The sequence below is a fragment of the Aeromonas piscicola genome, assembly GCF_000820005.1.
Taxonomy (GTDB): Bacteria; Pseudomonadota; Gammaproteobacteria; order Enterobacterales; family Aeromonadaceae; genus Aeromonas; species Aeromonas piscicola.
The window spans coordinates 43,796-67,916 of sequence record NZ_CDBL01000073.1 but is presented as its reverse complement, the minus strand read 5'-3'; the positions used below and the strand labels follow the sequence as shown (position 1 = coordinate 67,916).

Sequence of the window (24,121 nt, the reverse complement as noted above, 5' to 3'; positions counted from 1 at the left end):
CCATGACCCCCTATCGCGCCGTTATCGGCCTTGCCGGCCACGTTGATCACGGCAAGACCCTGCTGATCAAGGCCCTCACCGGCATCACCACCGCCCGCGCCCACGAGCAGGCCATCGGCATGACCCAGGATCTCGGCTTTGCCCACTTCGACGACGGTCAGGGCAACACCATAGGCGTCATCGACGTGCCCGGCCACGAGCGCTATATCCGCAACATGGTGGCGGGGCTCTGGAGTCTCGATCTGGTGCTGCTGGTGATTGCCGCCGACGAGGGGTGGATGCCGATGACCGGCGATCACCTGCGCCTGCTCAAGGCGATGGGGGTGCCGCGTCTGGTGGTCTGCATCAACAAGTGCGATCTGGTCTCCCCCGACGAGCTGGCACTCCTCGAAGAGAGCCTGCTGGAGCGGGTGATGGACGAGAGCGGCATGGTGCCCGATATCGTCAGCATCAGCGCCAAGACCGGTGAGAATATGGCAGCCCTGCACACCGCCATCGTGGGCCAGCTTGCCGATCTGCCAGCATCGCACGCTGCCCGCGAACAGGGCTCCCCGCGACTGTATGTAGACAGGGTCTTTACCGCCAACGGCACCGGTACCGTGCTCACTGGCACCTTGCAACAGGGCAGCCTAAAGGTGGGGGACAAGCTGCGCCTCTACCCCGCCGATCGAGAGGTGCAGGTACGCTCCCTGCAGGCCTATCACCAGAGCGTCGAGGAAATTGGCGCCGTCTGTCGGGTGGCGGTGGGCCTTAAAAAAGTGCCCCACAAGGAGGTGGCACGCGGTCACTGCCTCACCAGCGCCGCTGGCCAGTGCGAGGCGGCAACCCACCTTATCGTACGACTCAACGGCGAGAGCCTGAGCGGCAAGGCGCTACGCACACAGGAGGTCGAGGTGGCCCTCGGCAGCTGGCATGGCCGGGCTCGCTTTGTACCCATCAAGGACACCCGGCTGGCACGGCTGCTCTTTGCCAACCCCATCCCCTGCTTCTTCGGCCAGCCGCTTGCCATTATCCGCCACGGCAGCAGCGAGCTGCTGCACGGCGCCCGCATCGTCTGGTGCGGCGACATTCACCCCGCCAGACGCAAAACGCTGCACACCCTGCTGGGCGAGCTGCCAGATCCGCTGGATCGCTACAACCCCGCCACCCTGCAGCTGGGGCTCAACGGCTATGTACTGGCCAGCCACTTTGACACACGGCCCGAGCAGGTTACCCCCCTCGGTGACTGGCTGCTGGATAGCCACTGGCTGGCTCAGAGCCGCGATCAGTTGCTCGCCACGCTGAAAAGCGAACCGCTCAGCGCCGCCGAGCTGGCGACCCGCTTTGGCATCGCCTTGCCGGTCACGCAAGCCCTGCTCCAGCAGCTCAAGAGCGAGCAGCTTGTTCGCCTGCACCATGACAAGTGGCAACCGGGCAGCGGCGAGTCGGAAGATGATTTGGGGGAAGAGGCACAGCTGGTGCTCAAAGTGGTGCGAGATCAAGGCAAGGAGGGTTACGAGCCCGGTAAACTGGGCCCCGGCGGCGTGGAGCTGGATCCCTTTATCACCCGCAAGCTGCCCGCGGCCCTGCAGCAGGGCTTGCAACAAAAAGGCGCGTTGCAAAAGCAGCTGCGCAACCTGGCGCGACTCAAGTATCTGGTGCAGCTCGATGGCCCCATCTACTACGACGCCGTGCTCTACAACCAGATGGTCGCCGCCGTGCTGGCGGGCCAGCAGGTGGGAGATCTGATCGACATGGCATCCCTCAAGGAGATCACCGGTTTGTCGCGTAAATACGCCATTCCGTTTTGCCTGCGCATGGAGATGGATGGCTGGGTGCGGCGCGAGGAGAACGAGCGCCGGGTGCTGCGTTTGCCACAAACTCAAGATGCCTTGCTGCAGGAGCCGGCATGACGGCCACCCGATTGCGCCGCGAATTTCATATCAACGGCATAGTGCAGGGGGTCGGCTTTCGCCCCTTCGTCTATGGGTTGGCACTGCGCCACGGCCTTACCGGCTATGTGCTGAACGACGCGAGCGGCGTCACCATAGGTGCCGAGGGATCCCCCGAGCAGCTCGCCACCTTTGCCCGCGAACTGCGCGAACTGGCGCCGCCGCTTAGCCGCATCGATCATTTCAGCGAGCGGGAACAGCCCCGAGACGCTGGCTCCGAACATAATCCCGACTACGACGGCCAGTTTCATATCAAGGCCAGCCAGCAGCAGAGCGCCGCCACGGTCGCCATCTCGCCGGATCAGGGGATGTGCGAGGCGTGCGCCCGGGATGTGGCCAACCCCAAAGATCGCCACCACCAGTACCCCTTTACCAACTGCACCCACTGCGGCCCGCGCTACACCATCATCCACCACCTCCCCTACGACCGCCCCCACACCGCCATGGCGGGCTTTGCCATGTGCCCGCACTGCGCTGCGGCCTATGAAAACCCGCTGGACAGACGCTACCACGCCCAGCCGGTGAGCTGCCCCGAGTGCGGGCCCCATCTCAGCTGGCGATCCGGCCACGGCGATGCCCTGGCCGAGCGCGAGGATGCCCTGCAAGCAGCAGCAAGCGCCCTGCAAGCTGGCGCGCTGATTGCGGTCAAGGGGATGGGGGGTTATCACCTGATGTGTGATGCGCGCAGCGAGTCCGCCGTGGCACGGCTGCGCCAGCTCAAGCGGCGCGAGCGCAAGCCGCTGGCGGTGATGATGGGCTCCCTTGCCGAGGCCAAATTGCATGTGAGCGGCTGCGAGGCGGAGTGGAAGCTGCTCGCCTCTCAGGCCAGACCCATTACCTTGCTGCGCAAGCGCATTAACGATGCTCGGCTCTCAGAAAACCGACAGTCAGCCGCGCCGCTGGCCGAGGGGATCGCCCCCGGCATCCCCTACCTTGGGGTCATGCTCCCCTACACCCCGCTGCATCAACTGCTGTTGGATGCCTGTGCCATACCGCTGGTGGCGACCAGCGCCAATGGTCGCGGCAGCCCCATTCTGATCGAATGCGAGGCTGTGGTCAGGGAACTCGGGGGCGAGATTGACGGCATCCTGGATCACAACCGCCCCATACTGCACCCCTGCGACGACAGTCTGGTGCAGTGGGCTGGCGGACGACGCCAGACTTTGCGGCTAGCCCGAGGTTATGCCCCCTGCACCCCCAGCCTGAAAGAGGCGGTCAAGGTGCCGCTCTTGGCAGTCGGGGCGCAGCAGAAGAACCAGCTGGCGCTGGCCTTCGGCCGCCAGCGTATCTACAGCCCCTATATCGGCGATCTGCACAGCCTGCCGATGCAGGGTCACTTCGAGCAGACCCTGGCGACCTTTCGCGATCTCTACGAGCTCAAGCCCGAACTGCTGGTGTCGGATCGCCACCCCGGCTACCTCAGCCACCAGTGGGCCAGGGACTACTGCCGCGAGCACAACGCCACCCATATCGAGGTGCAGCACCATCACGCCCACCTGCTAGGGGTGATGGCCGAGCATGAGATCACAGGCCCGGTGCTGGGTGTTGCCTTCGATGGCACCGGCCTTGGCGATGACGGCACCCTCTGGGGCGGCGAGCTGCTGATCGCTGACGTTCAGGGATTTGAGCGGATCGCTCACCTCAAACCCTTCAAGTTGATCGGCGGCGAGGCGGCCATCCGCGAGCCGGTGCGCCAACTGCTGGGACTGCTGTTCGAATCCTATGACTTGGAGCAGATCCGCGCCCTCGATATTCCGTTGGTAAGCAAGCTACCTATCGAGCGGATCAGCAACCTGCACCAGCTCTGGCATCTGGGTCGCAACGCCCCCTACACCAGCTCCATCGGTCGGCTGTTCGATGCCGTGGCGGCGCTGCTGGGGCTGATCGATGCCCCCGACTACGAGGGAGAGGCGGGACTCTTGCTGGAGGCAGCCGCCTTGCAGCTGACACCGGATGAATTACCCTTCCCCCTCGCCTTTGGCCTGCACCAGAGCGCAGAGGGGCCACTGCACATCGAGTGGGCCGAGTTGCTCAACACCCTTATCAACGAGCAGCGAAAAGGCACCTCCACCGCCAGCCTGGCCGCCGGTTTTATCCACGCGGTCAGCGCTCTGGTGATCGCCCTGGCCGAGTGCTTCCCCGGCTATCCGGTGGCGCTCGGGGGCGGCGTATTTCAAAACCGGGTGCTGATGGATCTGCTGGTGCCTGCTCTCGAAGCGGCAGAACGGCAGGTATTGACCAGCGAAAACCTGCCGCTCAATGACGGTGGCATCGCCGCCGGTCAGCTCTGGTTTGCCATCCACCATCTTGCCACGCATCAGCCTGTCACAACCGGTTGTGTCACCTTGTCGGAGTCCTGAAATCCATGTGTCTATCCATCCCCTCTCAGGTGGTGCAACTGCACCCCGAAGATAACTGCGTCACCGTCGATACCCTGGGGGTACAGCGGCGTGTCAGCTGCATGCTGCTCGAAGAGCCCCTCAACCTCGGCGACTATGTGCTGCTCCATATCGGCTTTGTGATGAGCAAGATTGACGAAGAGGAGGCGCAGGCCAGCCTCGAGAGCTTCCGCCAGATGGTGGCCCTGATGCCCGATCAGGATATCTTGCCATGCTGACCTTGAATGACCTGTTTCAGGGCTTTCGTCAGCCCGACGTCATCCGCGCCCTCGCCGCCCAGATCACCGAACAGGCCAAATTACTCCCCGAGCCGCTGCGGGTGATGGAGGTGTGCGGCGGCCATACCCACACCATCATGAAATACGGCCTGCCCCAGTTGCTGCCGGCCAGCATAGAGTTCGTCCACGGCCCCGGCTGCCCGGTTTGCATCATGCCCAAGGAGCGCATCGATCAGGCCATCGAACTGGCTAGAGAGCCCAACGTCATTCTGGTGACCCTGGGGGACATGATCCGGGTGCCGGGCTCCAAAGGCACGCTGGCCCAGCAGCGCGCCAGGGGGAGCGATATCCGCCCCGTCTATGACCCCCTCGACGCCCTGCGCATCGCCAAAGAGAACCCGGAGAAAACCGTGGTCTTCTTCGCCATCGGTTTCGAAACCTCCACCCCGATGACGGCCGCGCTCTTGGCAGCAGCTGAAGAGCAAGGGGTCGAGAATCTGCTGTTTCATATCAACCATGTGCTGGTGCCCCCCGCCATTCACGCTGTGATGGCCGACGGGGTTGCCAAGGTGAACGCCTTTATCGGCCCCTCTCACGTCAGCGTCATCACAGGCGCCGATATCTACCTGCCCATAGTCCAACGCTATCAGGTGCCTGTGGTGGTGAGCGGCTTCGAGCCGGTGGATGTGATGGAGGCACTGCTGATGATGGTGCGCCAGAAGGTGGAAGGCCGCTACGCGCTGGAGGTGCAGTACACCCGCGCCGTCACTGCCAGTGGCAATAAAGCCGCCCAGCGGCTGGTCGAGCGCTTTTTCGAGACCCGCGAGCATTTTCGCTGGCGAGGTCTGGGGGACATCAATGCCTCCGCCCTGCGCCTGCGGGATGCCTTTGCCAAGCGCGATGCGGAGCGTCACTTCCAACTTGATCAGACCCCCATCGATGACCACAAGGCGTGCCAGTGCGCCGATATTCTGCGCGGCCTAGCCAAGCCCAATCAGTGCAAAGTCTTTGGCCGGGGCTGCACCCCGACCCAGCCCATGGGCAGCTGCATGGTCAGCTCCGAGGGGGCCTGCAATGCCTACTACCGATATATGGGGATCCAATGAGAGAAATTCAGTTAAGCCACGCTGGTCGGGTGATGAGGAGAGATGAACCAGCCTGTTTCGGCAATCTTGTGGAGAACCAGACCCGATGAGAGAAATTCAGTTAAGCCACGGCGGCGGTGGTGTGGAGATGAACCAGCTGATCAACCAGCTCTTCTTTCACCACTTTGGCAACGAGATCCTGCTGCGCGGTGAAGATGCCGCCCTACTGCCGGTAAGCGGGCCCGTCGCCTTCACCACCGACAGCTTTACCGTCTCGCCGCTCTTCTTCGAGGGGGGCGATATCGGCAAGCTGGCCATCGCCGGTACGGTCAACGATCTGGCCATGATGGGGGCCAAGCCCGAGTATTTGAGCTGCAGTTTCATCATCGAGGAGGGGTTCCCCTACGCCGATCTCGCCCGCATCGTCGAGTCGATGGCCGCAGAGCTGGCCAACAGCGGCGCCCGCATCGTCTGCGGCGACACCAAGGTGGTGCCCAAGGGGGCAGCCGACAAGATCTTCATCAACACCAGCGGGGTCGGCACCTTTCCGCTGCCGGAACAGAGCCGGGGTATCTCGGTGCGCAACCTCAAGGCCGGTGACGCCATTCTGGTGTCGCGGGATATCGGCAGCCACGGCGCCTGCATCATGATGGCCCGCGACGCCCTGCAGCTGGGATCTGATCTGAAAAGCGACTGCACCACCCTCTGGCCGCAGGTAGAAGCGCTGCTGCAAGCGGGGATCACCCCTCACGCCCTGCGCGATGCCACCCGCGGTGGCCTCGCTGCCGTGCTGAATGAATGGAGCACCGCCTCCCAAGTGGCCATCGAGCTGGAGGAGTCCGCCATTCCGGTGTGCGATCCGGTGCGCGGCCTCTGCGAACTCTATGGCTTCGAGCCCCATGATCTCGCCAACGAGGGAACCATGGTGCTGGCCCTGCCTGCCGAACAGGCGCAGGACGCACTGGGCATCTTGCAGCAATTCAACCCCGCCGCCAGCCAGATCGGTGTGGTGCAAGCGAGCGAGCGTCACAAGGTGATCCTCAATAACCCCTGGGGCAGCCGCCGTTATCTGGAGCTGCCGCAAGGGGAACTGCTGCCGCGGATCTGTTGATCGGCCATGCCGTTCACCCATATGCCGTTTTCCCAATTAGGGGGAGGAGTCACTCCTCCCCATATCGGTTAAGGAGCCACCATGCACGAAATGTCTCTGGCCATGGCCGCCATCGATCTGGCGGCCGAACAGGCCACCCAGCGGGGCTTTAACAAGGTGACCGCACTCTGGCTCGAGGTCGGCAGCTTCTCCTGCGTTGACCCGGACACCATCGCCTTCTGTTTCGAGGCCGCCGCCAAGGGCACCGCCGTCGAAGGGGCCCAGCTCCACTTTCAGCACCAGGCGGCCGAGGCCTGGTGTTACGACTGCAACAAGACGGTCACCCTCACCGAGCGCGGGCAAGCCTGCCCCGAGTGTGGCGGATACAAATTACGCGTCGCGCAGGGCGATAGCCTGCGCATCACCGACATCGAGGTAAGTTGATATGTGTAGCGTATGCGGATGCGGCCAGGCGCGGATCGCCGGCCATGAAGATGAACACGACCATGCCCACCCCCACGATCACGACCATGAACATGCTCATGAGCACGGCCATCATCATGCTCATGACGCACATCACCATCATGACCACGAGCAGAGCGCGCCACGTACTCTGATTATTCACCACCACTACCACCATCAGGGGGATGTCCATCACCACTACCACGGGGTACGGGCACCTATGGGGACAGAGGGTCATGATCACCCTCACGAGCACCACCATGATCACCCCCACGACCATCATGATCATGACCACGAGCATTCCCACGCTCATCCGCATGACCATGACCATGACCATGACCATCAGCAGGATGATCTGCACTACGGCAAAGGGGAAGCGGGACTGTCGGTTCCCGGCATGGGGCAGCGCCAGCTGATCGCCATCGAGATGGATGTGCTGGCCAAGAACAACGCCCTGGCGGCCCACAACCGCGAGCACTTCGACGAGGCGGCCCAGCTGGTGCTCAATCTGGTGTCGAGCCCGGGTTCAGGCAAAACTACCTTGCTGTGCGAAACCCTGCGCCAGCTGGCCGACAAGCGCCCTTGCGCGGTGATCGAAGGGGATCAGCAGACCAGCGCCGATGCAGACCGTATCCGCGCCACCGGCGTCCCTGCCGTGCAGATCAACACCGGCAAGGGCTGCCATCTGGATGCCAAAATGGTCCACGACGCCTGCCACCAGCTGCCCGCCAATGAAGGGGGCATCCTCTTTATCGAAAACGTGGGCAATCTGGTCTGCCCCGCCAGCTTCGATCTCGGCGAGAAGTACAAGGTAGCGATCCTCTCCGTCACCGAGGGGGAAGAGAAACCCCTCAAATACCCGGACATGTTCGCCGCCGCCCAGCTGATGGTGATCAACAAGATTGACCTGCTCCCCTACGTCAGCTTTGACGTGACCCGCTGCATCGAGAACGCCAAACGGGTCAACCCCTATATTCAGGTGATCCAGGTCAGCGCCACCACGGGCGAAGGGATGGATGCCTGGCTGAACTGGCTGGCCAGTGCCTGAACCTGAACCGGTTAAACGCCGTTGCTAACGGTCGATAACAAAAGAGGGAGGCTGATGCCTCCCTCTAACATTAAGATACTCATGACATTTCTATCTTACATACACCATAAGTTGGTCACTGTAAGTAGACTTTACAGGATTATGCCAGAGAATATATTTTTCTGACATTGCGTATAGATTCCCCTGATAAGTTGGCGCACTTGGATGCCCAACAAGGGTATAATCTGAACCAACTGCATTACAGCCCTCATCTTCAGCATGCACCAGTACTGGTACACTCAGGTCATCTGACAATGGCTTACATAAATCCATAGAACTTGCAGCAGCGATATTCATAATGCCCCAGATACCGGTATTGGGTTGAACAAACAAAACTTCTTTCATTTTGCTTTTCAACATACCCCACTCTTCAGCATTAAGATATTGACTACTGCTGAGCGTAGTTATTTTATCAACAGCATCTCCAATCCCCTGACGTACACCCGCTCGCACAGCAACAAGTTGCCAGCCACCGCCATCAATCTCCATATTACAGTACTGGCCAGTTTGAATTGCACCGGAGCACCCTTCGTTTTCAACATCGGAACTTAAAAGACGGAAATCGCCACCATTTCCATTCGAATCGTACCAATTACCTTTATATTGACCGTTTTCAGACTTAGTCCCAAGGTAGTAACTAACAGTATCTTTTGTTGTTTTATCGAATCGAATAACGTTCTCATTGTTATAAAAATATCCCCGTGTTACATAGGATTCATCATATCCAGAGAATGCATCTTGTTGTTTGTTTATTTTTAAATCAATCGATCCGCCTTCAGTTATCACTCCATCGACAATACCATCTTGCTCTAGTTGATATTCGACGACTGTTGCATTAACACCAAATGCCATAGCTAAAAGAGAAATATAAATAGCCTTCATAACTCATCCATACGTGATGTAAATCACATTTATTTTGTTGTTGGGACTCACAATGAATGGCCCCCTTTGAGTCCCAAAAAAAGATAGGACATATCCACTAACAAGTACAGCACTTTCAAAGCAAAGCCCATAATTAACATTTCTGTCAGTGGCGTTTATTCAGTAATCTTTTTTGATAGTTTCCTCACAAACGTCGACTAAATAGGAGAGGTTTACACCCTAACTGATGAGATAAATTAAACCGCAGTTTCAGTTAGTTAAGACTTTTGAGATAAATGGGCACATATCAAATATTTCCACCCGATGACAGATCTGGCGCAGCAGCGCCTGCTGGTGACTGAAGACAAGCATGCCAAGCCCGCGCTGCTCGCACTCAATCATCAACTCCTGCCAGAGCTGGCGCTGAATTTGCGGATCCAGCTGGGCGGTCACTTCGTCGGCGACAAGCAACCGGGTGCGGGGATCGAGGGCGCGCAGCAGCGCGATGCGGGCCAGCTCGCCACCGGAGAGCTGACCGGGTTTACGACCGAGCCACTCGGACTTGACCATAAAGCGGGCCAGCATGGCCTCATCGGGGCGCCATACATCCCACAACGCCTGCCCGGTGGTGCGATAGGGATTGAAGGTGAGTTCCGGATGCTGGGGCACCAGCTGGATGGGGTTATAGCCTTTTACCTGCAGAGGCACAGGCTGCCCATCCAGCAGGATCTGCCCGCCTGCCCGAACCGGTTGCCAGCCCGCCAATACCCGCCCCAGCGTGGTCTTGCCATAACCGCTTGGAGCAGAGATGCCAAGCCGCTCACCCGCTTTCACCGTCAGCGACAACCCCTGCCAGAGGGGACGTTCCCCATGAGCAATGGTGAGATCCCGTACTTCAAACATCCGCTGACCTCCGGGGTAACAAAGAGTGAATGGCGCTGCGGCCAGGCCTGACATTGAATACCAGCCATTGCATATCTGCCACGCAGCGGACTATCCGTTTCAGAGATGAAAACATCAGGAAACCTCCGGCACAGAGAAGAGCGCGTTGAACTCCGGCAGCGCCTGCCAGTGGGCACGGAGCATCTCGCTCCCCTGCCCCTGGCGCAGGTGGTGGCTGCTCAGGGTATCGCTCACCTGCCCCTGATGCAGCGCGACTATGCGATCGGCAAAACGGGCCGCCAGCGCCAGATCGTGGGTCACCCAGAGGATGCCGCTGCCCTGATTGGCCAATTCACGCAACTGGCCGAGCAGCAGGCAGGCCAGCCTTTCGTCGAGCCAGGCGGTGATCTCGTCCGCCAGAATGTAGCGGGCGCCGCCGAGCGCCGCGGTGCAGGCCAGAATGCGCTTGGCCATGCCGCCGGAAAGCTGGCGCGGATAGCGGTCCAGGGTGGCCGCAGGCAACTGGTAGCGCAGCAGTTGCTCGCCGAGCCGTTCGCGAGAACCGTTCTGGCCACACAGACGCGCCGCGCGGCCCAGCTGGCGCTCCACCGTCAGCAGCGGATTGAGGGCGCTCACCCCCTGCGGCACATAACAGAGGGTGTGGCCGCGCAGACGGGCACGGCTGGCGTCGCACAGGGGAGTGCCATCAAGGGAGAGGGTGCCACGCATGCGCAGGTTGTCCGGCAGCAAGGTCAGGGCGCTTTGCAGCAGCAGGCTCTTGCCCTCGCCGCTCCCCCCCACCAGCGCCACTATCTCCCCCGGCGCCAGTTGCAGGCTGATATCGGTCAGCAATGGCTGCCAGCTGCGTCGCCCCAACCAGGAGTAGTGGGCCGCCTCTATGGTCACATGGTCAAAACTCAACATGGTTCACTCCTGTGCCACAGCAACTGCTGCAGGGCGCGAGTAGCCTGATCAAACAGCAGTACCAGCAGCAGCAACATCAGCCCCGGGAAGAGCGCCAGCCACCAGCCGCCACCGGCCAGATAACGCAGGGCATCGGCCAGCAGCAGGCCAAGAGAGGCCTCGTGGGCCGCCAGCCCAAAGCCGAGAAAGCTCAAAGCCGCGCTGTGCAGCACCGCATGGGGGAACATCAGCAGGGTACCGATAAACCACTGGGGCAACAGCCCCGGCAGCAGGTGGGTGCGCCAGCGACGCAGCGCCCCCATCCCCTGACAGCGGGCCAGCACCATGTAGTCGCTGCAGGCGATCCGCCGCGCCTCCGCGCAGAGGATCAGCGCCAGCTTGGGCCAGTGGGTGAGCGCCACCGCCAGGATCACTCCGCGCATGCCGCCCCCCACGGTAAAGCAGATCAGGATCAGCAGCAGCATATGGGGCAGCGCCAGCATGGCATCGATCAGCAGCCGCACCGCCACATCGCATCTGGGATGAATGAGCGACACGCTTGCCGCCACCATGGCCAGCAGCCCACTGCACAGGGCCGTGCTGATCCCCAGCTCCAGACTGGTGAGGGTACCCTGAAAGGCCCGCAACCAGAGATCCCGCCCCATCTGATCGGTGCCGAACCAGTGGGCCAGCGAGGGGGGCTGCTGGCGCGCCAGCAGATCCATCGGCACATCCTGATGGGAGAGGGTCCAGCCGTAAGCAGCCAGCAGCGCCAATCCTATCAGCGCTACGCCGAGGCGCACTATGGAGGGAAGCGGATTAAACAGCATGCTCGCCCTCCCAACCCCGATTGATTCGCGCCAGCAGCACACTGGCCACAGTGTTGCCAATAAAGACCAGCAGGGTGCAAAAAAGCACTATGCCCATCAGCAAGGGGATATCTCCCCGCAGCCCCGCATCCACGGTCGCCTGGCCAAGCCCCGGATAGGAGAAGACCTTCTCCGCCAACAGCGATCCGCCGATCAGCTCACCCAGCGAGGCAAACTGCAGGCAGAGCGCCGGGGTCAGGGCATGGCGCAGCACGTGAAAGCGCAGCATGGGCCAGCCGCCATCCCCCTGGGCGCGGGCGTAGCGGATAAAGTCGCTCTCCAGCACCTCGGCCACCCGCCCCCGGGTATGCAGGGCAATGTTGCCCACCCCGAGCAGCGCAAGCGTGATCACCGGCAGCAGCAGATGGCGCAATAGCATCAGCCAGTCCGCCTCATCGGCAGAGAGGCCCGGCGTCCAGGCGCAGCAGACCGGCAACAGCGGCCAGTGCACCGCAAACAGGGCAAGCAGCAACAGACCAACCCAGAAAGTAGGCAGGGAGGCGAGCAAGTAAGCAAAGCGGCAAATAAGGCGATCGGGCCAGCGGTTGAGATAGCGACCGGCGCACAGCCCCAGCAAAATGCCGAAAAAGCCTGAGAGCAACCAGGCGCCCGCCAGCAGCAGGAAGGAGGCGGCAAAACGGCTGCCGACCACCTGAGCCACAGGCGCGTTGTAGAGCATGGAGTAACCGAGATCCCCCTGCAGCACCTGGGTAAACCAGTGCCAGTAGCGCAGCCACAACGGCTGATCCAGCCCCCAGCGAGCGGCAATACGGGCATACTGTTCCGGAGGCACATGGAGCAGATCGTTGCCGATATAGGCCTTGATGGGATCAATGGGGGAGTAGCTGAGCAGCACAAAGGTGGCGACAGAGACCAGACACAAGAGCCCTGCCAGACGCAGCAGGGCTTTTAGCAACAGATAACCGGAATGACTCAAGGACGAACTTAACGGCACGTCCACCGCCAATCCTGCAGGTTGTTGAGCAGGGACCAGCTACCGTGAATTTCCGGTGCCCCCTTGCCAAGGTCGATACAGCGGTTGGCCAGATACGTGTGCTGCACATTGAGCAGCCAAGCCCAAGCGGCATCCCCCTGCACCCCGGCGCCGCTCTTGCCATCCCACTCCACCTGCTGCCAGAACGGCACGGCCGTCTGCCAGTTGGGGGCATCCAGCGCCTGCTTGAGGTGGCCATCCACCACAGGGTTGCTGTAGTAGCCCGGGTTGTAGAACTCCACCCCACCCGAACCACTCTGGTAGTGGTGATAGAGCTCCATGGGATCCAGACTCCCCCACCCCATCAGCACCGGATTGGCGTGCATCTCGCGCTCCACCTGCTCCCAGCTGCCGGACTTGAGGCTCACCTCCAGACCGATGGGTTTGAGCATGGCGCGCACCGCTTCCGCCAGATCCCGGCGAGTGCTGTCGCCACTGGTGTACCAGAGAGTAAAGGCGGCGCGCAGGGAGCCCTTGTGGCGAATGCCGTCACTGCCCATCTTCCAGCCCGCCTCGTCGAGCAGGGCGTTGGCATGGGCGGCATCCCCATCCTTGAAGGCGGTGGCTTTGTTTAGCCATGGCAAGCCTTCCACCGCGCTGTAAGCGGGGATGGCGTGCCCTTCCAGCAGCTGATCGGCCAGCAGCTTGCGATCGATGGCGTAGTTGATGGCGCGGCGCACCGCCACATCCGAGGTCACGTCGTTGCCGACGGGATAACCCTTGGCATCCTTGCCGTCCGCAGGGGGGATCGGGAAGACGATGCCGCGGTTCTCCACGCTCGGCCGTACCCACAGCTTGAGCGAGGCAGGCACGGTGGGCGCCAGCGACGGGGGAATGCGCACCAGATCGAGCTGGCTGCTCTGGGCGGCGGCATAGGCGCTCTCTTCATCGATAAAGACAAACACCAGCCGTTTGAAATCATTGTTGCCACCGGCGTAATAGGGGTTCGCTTCCACCACCAGTTGCTGACCGGGCAGGAAGCTCACCAGCCGGTAAGGGCCGGCACCGACAGGCTTTTGAGCGTACGTCTTGGCGTTGTAATCGTGCTTTGACACTATCCCCAAGGATCCCAGCACATTGACGAAGGTGCTCTGGGGGGCGCTCAAGACGATGGCGACCTCGGTGGGCGAGACCACTTTGGCCGAGACAAAGTTGCCCATGTCGATCTTGCCGCCGCCCTTGGCTGCGCTGTTGTAGGTAAATGCCACATCCTCGGCGGTGAGCGGCGCGCCATTGGAGAATTTCAGGCCGGGCTTGAGGGTAATGAGCCACCCCTTGCCATCCTTGTTCGGTGTCACCGCTTGGGTGAGCAGATCCTGCCAGCTGAGGTCCGCGTTTTGCTTGAGCAGCGGGCTGTGCAGCAGCAGGTAACTGCCGTGACTCCAACCAAGCAAGGGGTCAAACCCTTCGGTGGGTTCGGCGCCGATGGCGAGCTTGAGCTCGGCAGGCACAGGTTGGGCGGCCAGTACGGAGTGAGAGAGTCCGCTTGAGAACAGGGCCAGCAAAGTGGCCGCGACGACAGGCACACCCTTGCGGCGGCCATGGCATTGAATGGTCATAAGATTCCTTGTTCGTTTGTACCACTCACCTCGAAGAAAAACGTCAAACGAAGAAGCGAGTGAGGGGCCAAAACGGGCCCCTATTCTAAACTTGATTTCGCGTGAAACCTAGCGGCTATGCCGGTTGGCCACGACGAGCACCAAACAGCCGTCTGCGCCCCAGATCCACGCCGACGGCACCTTGATGCAGCGGCAAGGAGTGCAGCATCTTGAGGGTGCTGCTCACCAGTGAGCGCCCCTGCTCGGCCCCGAGATGGGGATCGAGCGGTGACATCAGGGAGCAGGCCAGCAACTGCCCCGTCTCGGGCAATTCACCCACCATAAAGGTCATGTTGCCGCAGGGGAGCTGCAGGGCGAGCCGATCGCTGCTGCTGCGCACCGGCCAAAGCTGATCCGGCCCCGGCAACACCACCAGGCTCAGCATCCAGGGGGTGAGCACGCAGCCGAGCCACTGCTCTTCAAACAACACGCACTCGGCCACAATAGGCATGGTGGCGTGATAGAAGGGCAGCCCTTGCATCTCTTCGCGGGCGATCCGCTCGTACTGGGCCACCAGCAAAGGCGCAGGATTGCTGGCAAAGCCGATGAACTCCTGTACACGTTCCTGCACGGCATCAAGCTCGCTTAAATGGGACTGCGCCATAAGCCCTCCCGTTCTTGTTTGGCCCACTCGGCATCGGAGAGCGCAATGGCGGGGGCGCCAACACTGGCCAGCAGGGTCAAAATCCGATCCTTCGCCTCCCCCATTGCCGCTGCCACCACTGGGGTGAGGCCTATGCGCGGTTCGAGGGATTCAGGCTCAATGCCAATCAGGGTGAGTCGCTTTGGCGACTCCCCCGTCATGTGCAGCGCCGAGAGCACGTCCGCCAGCCCCAGCTGGTGCGGGGAGATCTTGCGGCCAAACAGGGTCGGGATCTCCTCATCCTTCAGGGTCACTACTGTGCCCGGCGGGTTACCGCTGCGCACCGCATCCGCCAGTATGATGTGGTCACGACTGGCCATGGCTTCCAGCAGCTCCATGCCGGCGGTGCCGCCGTCCAGCAGTTCGATGCCGGGGGCGAAACGGTATTCGCGCCCCAGCGCTTCGACGAGGCGTACCCCCACCGCCTCATCGCTCAACAGCAGGTTGCCCACTCCCAGGATCAGGGTGTTCATCACAGCACCTTCACCTGAGTCACTTCGCCATTCTGGGTATCCACCACGTGGACCGCGCAGGACATGCAGGGGTCGAACGAGTGGATGGTACGCACCACCTCCAGCGGTTTGGCCGGATCCGCCACCGGCGTGCCCACCAGTGCCTGCTCGTAGGGACCGGGCTCGTCATTGAAGTTGCGCGGACCCGAGTTCCAGGTCGACGGCACCACCGCCTGATAGTTGGCGATCTTGCCCTCCTTGATGACGATCCAGTGGGAGAGCATGCCGCGCGGCGCCTCTTCAAAACCCACCCCGCGAAACTCCTTGTCCGCCGGGATCTCGGCCTTGATGTAGGCGGTGAAGTCCCCCTTGCCGATGTTGTCGACAAGCGCCTTCCACTGGTGCGCCAGGGTGTCTTTCAGCACGCAGCAGCGCACCGCGCGGCCAATGATGCGGCCCATGGTGGAGTGCAGCTGTTCGGTCTTGATGGCAGAGCCGGTGAGCGCCTTGTAGATGCCGTTCAGCTGATCGAAGTGAGCCACCGTCTCCGGGTGCTTGGCGGCGAGCTTCACCAGCAAGTCTGCGAGCGGCCCCACCTCCACCACCTTGCCGTAGAAGGTGGGGGATTTGACCCAGGAGTACTTGCCGTCATCCTGCCAGCCGGTGTAGTTGGGCTCGGTTTTCCCTTCCCACGGCTTGAGCGGCTCGTCATCCTTGTACCAGGCGTGCTTGTTGCTCTCGGCGATGCCATCCATCAGCCAGGCATCCTGATGACTCTCTATGGGGCGATAGCCGGCCAGATTGCCATTCTCGATATAACCGCCCGGCATCAGGAAGCTGCCGCCGTCGGCATCGGTAGGAAGCTCGGGCACGCTCAGATAGTGCTTGGCCCCCTGCCCCAGCGCCAGCCACTCGGGATAGTGAGCGGCTATGATGGCGGCATCCACCTTGTAGACCTGCTCGATGAACTCGCCGAGCCGGTCGATGAAGCTCTTCACATAGAGCAGCCGTTCCAGGTTGAGCACGCTTGGCGCATCCAGGTTGATGGGGTTGGCCACCCCGCCCACCGCCAGGTTCTGGATGTGGGGCGTCTTGCCACCCAGGATGGCGACGATGCGGTTGGCATCGCGCTGGCACTCCAGCGCCTGCAGGTAGTGAGCCACGGCGATGAGGTTCACCTCCGGGCTCAGCTTCATCTCCTTGTGACCCCAGTAACCGTTGGCAAAGATGCCGAGCTGGCCGCTGGCCACCAAAGCGCGGATCTTGTCCTGCACCTTGGTCAGCTCTTCGGCGCTGTTGAGGGACCAGGTAGAGACCCCCTTGAGGATGTCCGCCGCCTTTTGCGGATTGGCCTCAAGCGCCGCCGTGATGTCCACCCAGTCCAGCGCCGAGAGCTGGTAGAAGTGGACTATGTGATCGTGGATGTTGTGGGCCGCGATAATGAGGTTGCGGATGTACTGGGCATTGACCGGCACCTTGGCACCGATGGCGTTCTCCACCGCCCGCACCGAGGCGATGGCATGAATGGAGGTACATACCCCGCAGATGCGCTGCACTATCATCCAGGCATCGCGCGGGTCGTTGCCCTTGACGATCTCCTCCATCCCGCGCCACATGGTGCCGGACGACCAGGCCTTGGTGACTATGCCGCCTTCGATTTCGCAGTCGATACGCAGGTGCCCCTCAATGCGGGTGATGGGGTCTATGGTGATACGTTGGCTCATACGTTGGCTTTCCCTCGGGCCTGATAATCTTGGTGAACACGTTCAAGTGATGGCAGTACCGGCAGCAGCCGGATCAGCAGCAAATAGGCACAGACCTCGATGGCGACGAAGCCAAGGGAGATCAGCACTTCCGCCGCGGAGGGGAAGTAGTGGTAGCCATTGCCGGGGTTGAAGGCGAGCAGGGAGTAATCCAGTCGCCAGAGGGCTGCGCCCAGCAGCATGCTGAGGGCCCCCAGGAACAACATGCGCGAATCGCGGCGGCTCTTGTCCCAGTGGAACACCAGCAGCGGGAATATCATCAGCGCAATCTCGCTCCAGAACATGACGGCGTAGCGGTTGAACTCGGAGAGATAGGCCGACTTGTCGTTGATGACGATCTCGGCAAAGCGCAGCGCCACAAACAGGATCAGGAAGATGTCGATCACCTGGGTCAGCTTGTAGAACAGCGACTTCTCGTTGGGCCCCCGTCCCGCCAGCCCCGCCTGCACCAGAGATCCCTCAAACACTACGATGGAGAAACCCATGATGAAGGCGGTCAACAAGGAGAAGACAGGCAGCAGCTCGTAGCTTTGCCAGAGCGGATGGATCTTCTCCCCCGCCACTATCATCAAGGATCCCATGGAGGACTGGTGCATGGTGGGCAGCAGGGCCCCCAGCGCCAGGATGAAGAACATGATCTTGTTGAGCCGGGCCATGGAAGTCTTCCAGCCGAACTTCTCCAACAGCACGGGCGCGAACTCCAGCGCCATCACCCCGATATAGATGGTCATGCAGACCGCCGTCTCGAACAGCACAGAGGAGGTGTTGAAGAAACCCGGAATGTAGAAGTAAGGCAGGTTCCAGTAACGGCCTACGTCTATGGTGATGGAAAGGCCGCCCAGCGAATAGCCGAACAGACTCGCCAGCAGGGCCGGTCGCACCAGGGGGTGATACTCGCCCCGATTGAAGACGTAGACGGCCCAGGCCAGTGCCCAGCCGCCGCAGGCGAAACCGGTACCGATCAGCAGATCAAACGAGATCCACAGCCCCCAGGGATAACCCCCGTTGAGATCGGTGACCGAGCCCAGCCCGAAGATGAGGCGTTTGAGGATCAGCATGCCGCACAGGATGACGAAGGGCGCCAGCACTATGACGGGCCAGCTGACCAGCTTGCCACCGAGCGGATGTGCCTTGTGGTTACTCATGATCCTTGCCTCCCTTGTCAGAACCCGGCTCTTTGCCCTGCCCCGGCGCATGGTCCTCGTCATGAGGGTGCGCTTGATCGTGCTTCTTGGCGTTGCGGCGAATGAGTACCGAGAGGCCGGTCAGCACCACCATGGGCAGCACCATCCCCTTGTAGAGGGTGTGCTGGATATGCTCCGAGCGCGCCCCTGAGGAGAGCTCCGGCAGATCCGGCATGTCGAGCTTGGTGTAAGGCACTCCGGCCAGTACCAGCACCTGGGTGCCACCGCCCTCTTTCTCGCCATAGACGTAGGGCTGGTAGCTCGGCACTTCATGCAGATAAGGGTCGCCCGCAGTGAGGGTCTGGCGCGGATAGGCATACTCGCTGCCCGGGCTCGCCAGCAGACGGCGCTTGGCCTCGGCCATCAGATCCTCGCGGCTGCCGAAGATGACGGCGCCGGTCGGGCACACCTCGACACAACCGGGCAACTTGCCCTGATTGATCCGCTCAAGCCCCTGCTGGTTGCAGAGCTCGCACTTGTGGATGGCCCCTAACGGGTTGTCGTAGTCATATTTGGGCACATCGAACGGGCAGCCCACCATGCAGTAGCGGCAGCCGGTACAGACGCTCGGGTCGTAATGGACTATGCCGGTCTTGGGATCTTTTTTAAGAGCCTGCACCGGACAGACGGAGACGCAGTTGGGATCGACACAGTGCATGCACTGCTTCTTGATGTAGGCATAGCCATCCACCAGCTGATCCTTGTGCTCACCCGTGCCGCTCTTCCACACCTGAATGATGTTGTTGGTGTAGGGCGTCAGCTTGTCGTTGTTGGACCAGGTCTGCTCCCCCGCCGGGTTGGCCGGGTTGCCGTTCAGGCGCTGACACTCCGCCACGCAGGCCTGACAGCCGACGCAGAGGGTGGAGTCGTACAACATGCCAAGCGATCCGGGAATGGGCGGCTTGTTCTTGGCCGCCGCCATGGCGCTGCCGGGCACGGCGGCCCCTGCTGCCAGCGCGCTGGCGGAGGCAAACTTGAGGAAATTGCGTCTGTTCACGGTCACTCCTCCCGTGATGGGTGCTGCCCGGCTTCGTGGCGCTTCTGCTGGCGACCGAGTTCACGCACCGTCATCAGGCTCACCCCGACCAATACCCCGAGGGCACCGCCGATGAGGCCGGTGGCGGTGGGCGACATGTGCCCCCCCTCCTGAATGGCAACATCGGGTTTCTCCACCCGCGGGGTCGGATTCTCGACCTTGGCGAGCTGGAAAATCCCCTTGCTGAAACCGACCCCCTGCTCGTTGCAGCCATAGCATGGGTGGCCTATGCCCACCGGCCAGATGCCGCCGCCCACGTCGCAGAACTCCAGGGTCGAGCAGTTGCCATAGGTCTCAGGCCCCTTGCAGCCAAGATGGTAGAGACACCAGCCCTGACGGTGGCCCTCGTCACCGAACTCCTTGGCAAAACGTCCCGCATCGAAGTGCGGGCGGCGCTCGCAGTTCTCATGGATGAGGCGCTCGTAGGCAAACAACGGACGCTTCTTGCTATCCAGCGCCGGCAACTTGCCGTAGGTGATGTAGTAAGCGACCGTGGTGAGGAAGTTGTGGGGATTGGGCGGGCAACCCGGGATATTGATGATGGGGGTGCCGATGTTGCCGAGGGCCTCTTCCAGGCTGACGGCGCCGGTCGGGTTGCCACCGCTGGCGGGCACGCCGCCCCAGGCAGAGCAGGAACCGATGGCGATGACGGCAGCGGCATCGGCGGCGGCGCGGCGAATGTGGTCGACGATGGGTTCACCGGCCACCATGCAGTAGACGCCACCATCTTTCAATGGAATGGAGCCGTCCACCACCAGCACATACTTGCCCTTGTAGCGCTCGATGGCGTTGCGCTTGTTCTCTTCCGCCTGATGGCCAAAGGCCGCCGAGAGCACCTCGTGGTACTCCAGCGAAATGGTGTTGAGGATCAGGTTTTCTATGGTGGGGTGGGTTGAGCGCAGCAGTGACTCGGTGCAACCCGTGCACTCCTGCGCGCCAATCCAGATCACCGGTGGCCGCTCGGGGCTGGTGAGCGCCATGGCCATCTTGGCCACGGCATTCTGGCTTAATCCCAGGGTTGCGGCCATCCCGGCGCACAATTTCATAAAGTCACGGCGATTAATTCCATGAGCCGATAAAAAATTATCCTCGACCATTCTTCTTATTCCCGTTAGTGAGCACTTGTTTGATAAATGCTTAATAGCGGAAATGCTAAGGACTCCCCTCTCCTCCCGTGTTGATCTCCATCAAGCTGCGGGACATTATCCAGATATATAACTCATCATCATTAATTTAAAAAAACCATATGCAGCATGTAGTTAGCCAACACTGCAATGAACCAACAAAATACCCACAAAGGGTTATTTTTGTGATTTTATGAATTAACAACATAAAAATCATTCGTTAATTCGCGATGTTAAATAATCAGAATGAAAGCGTTGTCATACTATTTTCCAGGCCACTGATGTTATCAGCCATGAGTGATCGCCAGAAAAGAAAGAGGTCGATAAAATATACCTTTATTATTTGTGATCATATATGTAAACAACAAGAATAGACTTGCCAATGATATTTATTATCAGCTGTCGTTCCGTCAATATCGTGCTCATGGCAGCGCTCATTCAACTGCCTTTTATTTGGGCAAAACCGTACCACGGCCAGGAGCCTTTTCCTCGTTTCCACCCTTCGCCTCACACCTAGCCCCCATAGGAGGCTGCACAATCAGTGCCAAGTGTCTCCCTGGTCTGGTTGCAATATAAAAAATCTCTCCAACATCAGACTCTTGAACAACAATTATCACTGAGGTTCAGAGCTGGCCTCGCCCCTGCGCTGGGGCCTACTCCTGATGTAGCGTCGAGAGGATGACTTATGGGCAAGACCATACTGGTGGTGGATGATTCCGTCGGGATCAGGGCGGCCATCACCATGACGCTCAGCAGCGCCGGTTTTGACGTGATAGAAGCAGGGGATGGCGAGGCCGCCCTCATCCAACTGGACAACCAACGCGTACACCTCATTATTTCAGACCTCAACATGCCCGGCATGGATGGCATGACGCTGCTCAGACGGGTCAAGGCGCAGCAGACGACCCGCTACCTCCCCTTCATCATGCTGACCACGGAAGACTCCGACCAGATCAAGCGAGAGGGATTCGAGGCCGGTGCCCGGGTCTGGCTGACCAAGCCGTTCGAGCCGCTCAAGCTGCTCGATGATGTCTACAAGGTGGTACAACCATGATCCGGGAGCGACTGTCATGAGCCTGGAACTCGATACCCGGCACACCCCCCCCACCGCCACCCTGAGCGGCGAACTGAGCATAATGACGCTGGGGGATCTGCAGGACGATCTGTTCGGCCTGCTCAACTTTGCCGACCTGAACCTGGACTTGAACCCGCTGGAGGTGCTCGACGGCTGTGGCGCCCAGCTCATCGCCATCTTGCAGCAGGAAGCAAGCCAGCAGGGCAAGCGGCTGCGGCTGCTGGCGAGCGATGAGTGTGTCGCCCACGAGGTGTTGACCGAGCTGGGGTTGTGGGCAGACGTAGGCTCAGAGAGGGCGGTTCATGGACATCAATAAGGCCCGCGCCCTCTTTTTCGAAGAGGCCTATGAGCAATGCGACAACCTGGAACATGCCCTGCTGGATCGTGAGACCTATCCGGCCCACCCCGACACCTACAACCTGATGTTTCGCACCGCCCACACCATCAAGGGTTCGGCGGGCATGCTGGGGCTGACCATGCTGGTGCGCTTCGCCCACGCCATGGAGAACATGCTGGAGCGGCTGCGCAGCGGCGAGATAGCGCTGGATGAACACCTGATCAACCTGTTGCTGGCCTGCAACGATCAACTGCGCGATCTGTTGCAGGGCGCCGAACACAATCCCGAACTGCAGCAGACCGAGACCCAGCAGATACTGGCCCTGCTCTCCCAGTTGCAGGGTCACCAGACCCTGCCCAGCGAGCCGCTGGCCATGCCCTCGCCGGCCCCCGTCGCCTCGCAGGATCTGCGCCCCTGGCATCTCTCCCTGCGCTTCTATCCGGCCCTGTATCAGGATGGCTTCGACCTGCTTGCCTTCATCCGCTACCTGGCCAATCTGGGACGGATCCACTTCATCCAGCCGGTCTGGCACGAGTGGCCACCGCTGCAACTGCTCGATCCCACCGAGTGTTTTCTCGGCTACGAGATAGGCCTGCTCAGTGCCGAGTCCAGAGAACGGATCCTGGGCACCTTCGATTTTGTCGCCCACGCCAGCCTCATCTGCGTGCTCACGCCGCATCAGGATCTGGCGCTGTTTGCCGAGCAGGGCCAACGGCTGGCGGCATGGCGGGATGAACCGCTCTCGGCCCAACTGCAACGCTGGGTGGCCGCCCAGGCACTGACCGAAGCGGAAGCCGCCCGCATCGCGAGCGGTGACTTGCCGAGTGCCGCCACGACGCCGACACCAACGGAGCCCGAGCCTGCCCCCATCCCCGCCCCCCTGGTTCAGGCCAAGCCGCAGCTGCGCGCCGAAGGGCACTACATCCGGATCGAGGCGGCCAAGCTGGATCGCCTGATCAACCGGGTCGGCGAGCTGGTGATCGCCACCTCGGCCACCACACTGCAGGCCAGGCTCAGGGGGGATGCGGAGCTCATCGAATCAGTCGCCACCGTCAACACCCTTGTGGAGGGGATACGTGACGATGCCCTGACCCTGCGCATGGTGCCCATCAACGAGATCTTCAACCGTTTCCCGCGACTGGTGCACGAACTCTCCCAGCAGACGGGCAAGGAGATCCAGCTGCAGATCCGCAACGCCGACACCGACATCGACAAATCCATGGTCGAGAAACTGACCGATCCCCTGATGCATCTGGTGCGCAATGCCGCCGATCACGGCCTCGAAGATCAGGCACTGCGGCTGGCGGCCGGCAAGCCGGCGCAAGGGGTGATCACCCTGAACGCCTACCATGACGCCGGTGCCGTTGTGGTGGAGGTAAGCGATGACGGCCGGGGCATAGATCGCGACAAGATCCTCGCCAAGGCCCACGCCCAGGGCATGGTGCCGGAGGGCAAGGTGTTCAGTGAACAGGAGATCTTCCAGCTGCTATTCCTGCCGGGATTCTCGACCGCCGCCGATGTCAGCGATCTCTCGGGGCGCGGGGTCGGGCTGGATGTGGTCAAGCGCAATCTGGACTTTCTGCGCGGTGAAACCACCATAGAGAGTCGGCTGGGTACAGGTACCACCTTCCGGCTCAGGCTGCCCCTGACCCTGGCCATTATAGACGGCTTCCGGATTGAGGTGGATCACGCCTCCCTGGTGATCCCCCTCGACATGATGGTCGAGTGCATCGACCTGCCGCCGGATGCCCTGCACAGCCAGAGTCGCCAGATCAACGTGCGCGGGGAGTGGGTTCCCTTCATCGCCCTGCGCGAACTGTTTGCCCTGCCGGCGGCGACCGAACCCGAGTTCGTGGTGATGGTCGATTACGCCGACAACCGCGCCGGTATCGTGGTGGATCGCCTGATAGGGGAAGTACAGGCGGTGATCAAGCCGCTGGGAGACTTGTTCAAATCCCTGCGTTACGTCAGCGGCTCCACCATTCTGGGCAATGGCCAGCCGGCGCTGATCCTCGACGTACCCCAGCTCATTCAGCTGGCGTGGCGGCGGGAGCAACACTTGCTCCATCAGCAGGCCGACGTCCTGTTCACCATCAGGCATTGACCACAGACCACACTGTCACTAACA

Annotated in this window: 23 protein-coding genes; 10 read left to right on the top strand and 13 right to left on the bottom strand. The window is 61.1% G+C overall.

All coding sequences use genetic code 11. The features are described 5' to 3' along the window. Positions 1-2 precede the first annotated feature (2 nt). The 6 genes from selB (at position 3) to hypA (ending at position 7,167) form a co-directional block, all read left to right on the top strand. The gene (gene selB, locus BN1128_RS18375) at positions 3-1,892 is read left to right on the top strand and encodes a selenocysteine-specific translation elongation factor (RefSeq protein ID WP_042871417.1); all 1,890 of its coding nucleotides are present in this window, start codon (positions 3-5) and stop codon (positions 1,890-1,892) included. Next, positions 1,889-4,291 (top strand): carbamoyltransferase HypF, encoded by a 2,403-nt coding sequence (gene hypF / locus BN1128_RS18370; protein ID WP_042871415.1) that lies wholly within the window; start codon positions 1,889-1,891, stop codon positions 4,289-4,291. Before selB ends, hypF begins: the two co-directional genes overlap by 4 nt. Positions 4,292-4,296: 5 nt before the next feature. Next, the gene (locus BN1128_RS18365) at positions 4,297-4,548 is read left to right on the top strand and encodes a HypC/HybG/HupF family hydrogenase formation chaperone (protein ID WP_042871412.1); all 252 of its coding nucleotides are present in this window, start codon (positions 4,297-4,299) and stop codon (positions 4,546-4,548) included. Then, positions 4,542-5,654 carry a hydrogenase formation protein HypD gene (gene hypD, locus BN1128_RS18360; RefSeq protein WP_042871411.1) on the top strand — a complete coding sequence of 371 codons (1,113 nt, stop codon included), beginning with the start codon at positions 4,542-4,544 and terminating at the stop codon, positions 5,652-5,654. Before BN1128_RS18365 ends, hypD begins: the two co-directional genes overlap by 7 nt. Before the next feature lie 85 nt (positions 5,655-5,739). Continuing rightward, positions 5,740-6,744 carry a hydrogenase expression/formation protein HypE gene (hypE, locus tag BN1128_RS18355; protein WP_042871409.1) on the top strand — a complete coding sequence of 335 codons (1,005 nt, stop codon included), beginning with the start codon at positions 5,740-5,742 and terminating at the stop codon, positions 6,742-6,744. 81 nt (positions 6,745-6,825) lie between these two features. Next, the gene (hypA, locus tag BN1128_RS18350) at positions 6,826-7,167 is read left to right on the top strand and encodes a hydrogenase maturation nickel metallochaperone HypA (protein ID WP_021140355.1); all 342 of its coding nucleotides are present in this window, start codon (positions 6,826-6,828) and stop codon (positions 7,165-7,167) included. Here hypA and BN1128_RS26340 read toward each other — a convergent pair. Then, complete coding sequence (locus BN1128_RS26340; RefSeq protein ID WP_244464627.1) at positions 7,145-7,522, bottom strand: hypothetical protein; 378 nt, start codon at positions 7,520-7,522, stop codon at positions 7,145-7,147. The genes hypA and BN1128_RS26340 overlap by 23 nt on opposite strands. On the opposite strand from BN1128_RS26340, the gene hypB reads away from it, so the two are divergent. Beyond that, a complete protein-coding gene (gene hypB / locus BN1128_RS18345) occupies positions 7,406-8,233 on the top strand; it encodes a hydrogenase nickel incorporation protein HypB (RefSeq protein ID WP_209428590.1) in 828 nt (275 codons plus the stop codon). The two genes, BN1128_RS26340 and hypB, sit on opposite strands and share 117 nt — an antisense overlap. A gap of 90 nt (positions 8,234-8,323) precedes the next feature. Here the strand turns inward: hypB and BN1128_RS25595 are convergent, their stop codons facing one another. The 12 genes from BN1128_RS25595 to hybO all read right to left on the bottom strand — a co-directional run bounded on the left by BN1128_RS25595 (position 8,324) and on the right by hybO (position 20,554). Continuing rightward, a complete protein-coding gene (locus BN1128_RS25595; RefSeq protein WP_156140493.1) occupies positions 8,324-9,154 on the bottom strand; it encodes a hypothetical protein in 831 nt (276 codons plus the stop codon). A 249-nt stretch (positions 9,155-9,403) separates the two neighbouring features. Beyond that, entirely contained in the window at positions 9,404-10,036 is a 633-nt protein-coding gene (locus tag BN1128_RS18340; RefSeq protein ID WP_042871404.1) for an ATP-binding cassette domain-containing protein, read from the bottom strand. A gap of 114 nt (positions 10,037-10,150) precedes the next feature. After that, positions 10,151-10,939, bottom strand: coding sequence for an ATP-binding cassette domain-containing protein (locus BN1128_RS18335; protein WP_042871402.1), 789 nt, complete (start codon positions 10,937-10,939; stop codon positions 10,151-10,153). After that, entirely contained in the window at positions 10,933-11,748 is an 816-nt protein-coding gene (locus BN1128_RS18330) for an ABC transporter permease (RefSeq protein ID WP_042871401.1), read from the bottom strand. The genes BN1128_RS18335 and BN1128_RS18330 overlap by 7 nt, the downstream gene beginning before the upstream one ends. After that, positions 11,738-12,748: an ABC transporter permease gene (locus BN1128_RS18325; protein ID WP_042871399.1), complete on the bottom strand. Its 1,011-nt coding sequence runs from the start codon at positions 12,746-12,748 to the stop codon at positions 11,738-11,740. Before BN1128_RS18325 ends, BN1128_RS18330 begins: the two co-directional genes overlap by 11 nt. Beyond that, a complete protein-coding gene (locus BN1128_RS18320; protein ID WP_042871397.1) occupies positions 12,733-14,340 on the bottom strand; it encodes an ABC transporter substrate-binding protein in 1,608 nt (535 codons plus the stop codon). Before BN1128_RS18320 ends, BN1128_RS18325 begins: the two co-directional genes overlap by 16 nt. A gap of 115 nt (positions 14,341-14,455) precedes the next feature. Then, entirely contained in the window at positions 14,456-14,983 is a 528-nt protein-coding gene (gene hybE / locus BN1128_RS18315; protein WP_042871396.1) for a hydrogenase-2 assembly chaperone, read from the bottom strand. Next, positions 14,965-15,495 carry a HyaD/HybD family hydrogenase maturation endopeptidase gene (locus tag BN1128_RS18310; protein ID WP_042871394.1) on the bottom strand — a complete coding sequence of 177 codons (531 nt, stop codon included), beginning with the start codon at positions 15,493-15,495 and terminating at the stop codon, positions 14,965-14,967. Before BN1128_RS18310 ends, hybE begins: the two co-directional genes overlap by 19 nt. Continuing rightward, the gene (hybC, locus tag BN1128_RS18305; protein WP_042871393.1) at positions 15,495-17,198 is read right to left on the bottom strand and encodes a hydrogenase 2 large subunit; all 1,704 of its coding nucleotides are present in this window, start codon (positions 17,196-17,198) and stop codon (positions 15,495-15,497) included. The genes BN1128_RS18310 and hybC overlap by 1 nt, the downstream gene beginning before the upstream one ends. Further along, on the bottom strand, positions 17,195-18,382 hold the full coding sequence (gene hybB / locus BN1128_RS18300) for a Ni/Fe-hydrogenase cytochrome b subunit (protein WP_042871392.1): 1,188 nt from the start codon (positions 18,380-18,382) through the stop codon (positions 17,195-17,197). Before hybB ends, hybC begins: the two co-directional genes overlap by 4 nt. After that, positions 18,375-19,418: a hydrogenase 2 operon protein HybA gene (hybA, locus tag BN1128_RS18295; RefSeq protein WP_042871390.1), complete on the bottom strand. Its 1,044-nt coding sequence runs from the start codon at positions 19,416-19,418 to the stop codon at positions 18,375-18,377. The genes hybB and hybA overlap by 8 nt, the downstream gene beginning before the upstream one ends. Positions 19,419-19,420: 2 nt before the next feature. Beyond that, positions 19,421-20,554, bottom strand: a complete 1,134-nt coding sequence (gene hybO, locus BN1128_RS18290; RefSeq protein WP_042871387.1) for a hydrogenase 2 small subunit — start codon at positions 20,552-20,554, stop codon at positions 19,421-19,423. Positions 20,555-21,266: 712 nt separating this feature from the next. On the opposite strand from hybO, the gene BN1128_RS18285 reads away from it, so the two are divergent. Genes BN1128_RS18285 through BN1128_RS18275 form a run of 3 tightly spaced genes read left to right on the top strand, consistent with a single transcriptional unit; the run spans position 21,267 to position 24,097 of the window. Then, positions 21,267-21,635, top strand: a complete 369-nt coding sequence (locus BN1128_RS18285; RefSeq protein WP_042871385.1) for a response regulator — start codon at positions 21,267-21,269, stop codon at positions 21,633-21,635. 16 nt (positions 21,636-21,651) lie between these two features. Then, complete coding sequence (locus tag BN1128_RS18280; protein WP_042871384.1) at positions 21,652-21,972, top strand: STAS domain-containing protein; 321 nt, start codon at positions 21,652-21,654, stop codon at positions 21,970-21,972. Beyond that, complete coding sequence (locus tag BN1128_RS18275; protein ID WP_042871382.1) at positions 21,959-24,097, top strand: chemotaxis protein CheA; 2,139 nt, start codon at positions 21,959-21,961, stop codon at positions 24,095-24,097. Before BN1128_RS18280 ends, BN1128_RS18275 begins: the two co-directional genes overlap by 14 nt. The last annotated feature ends 24 nt before the right edge of the window (positions 24,098-24,121 follow it).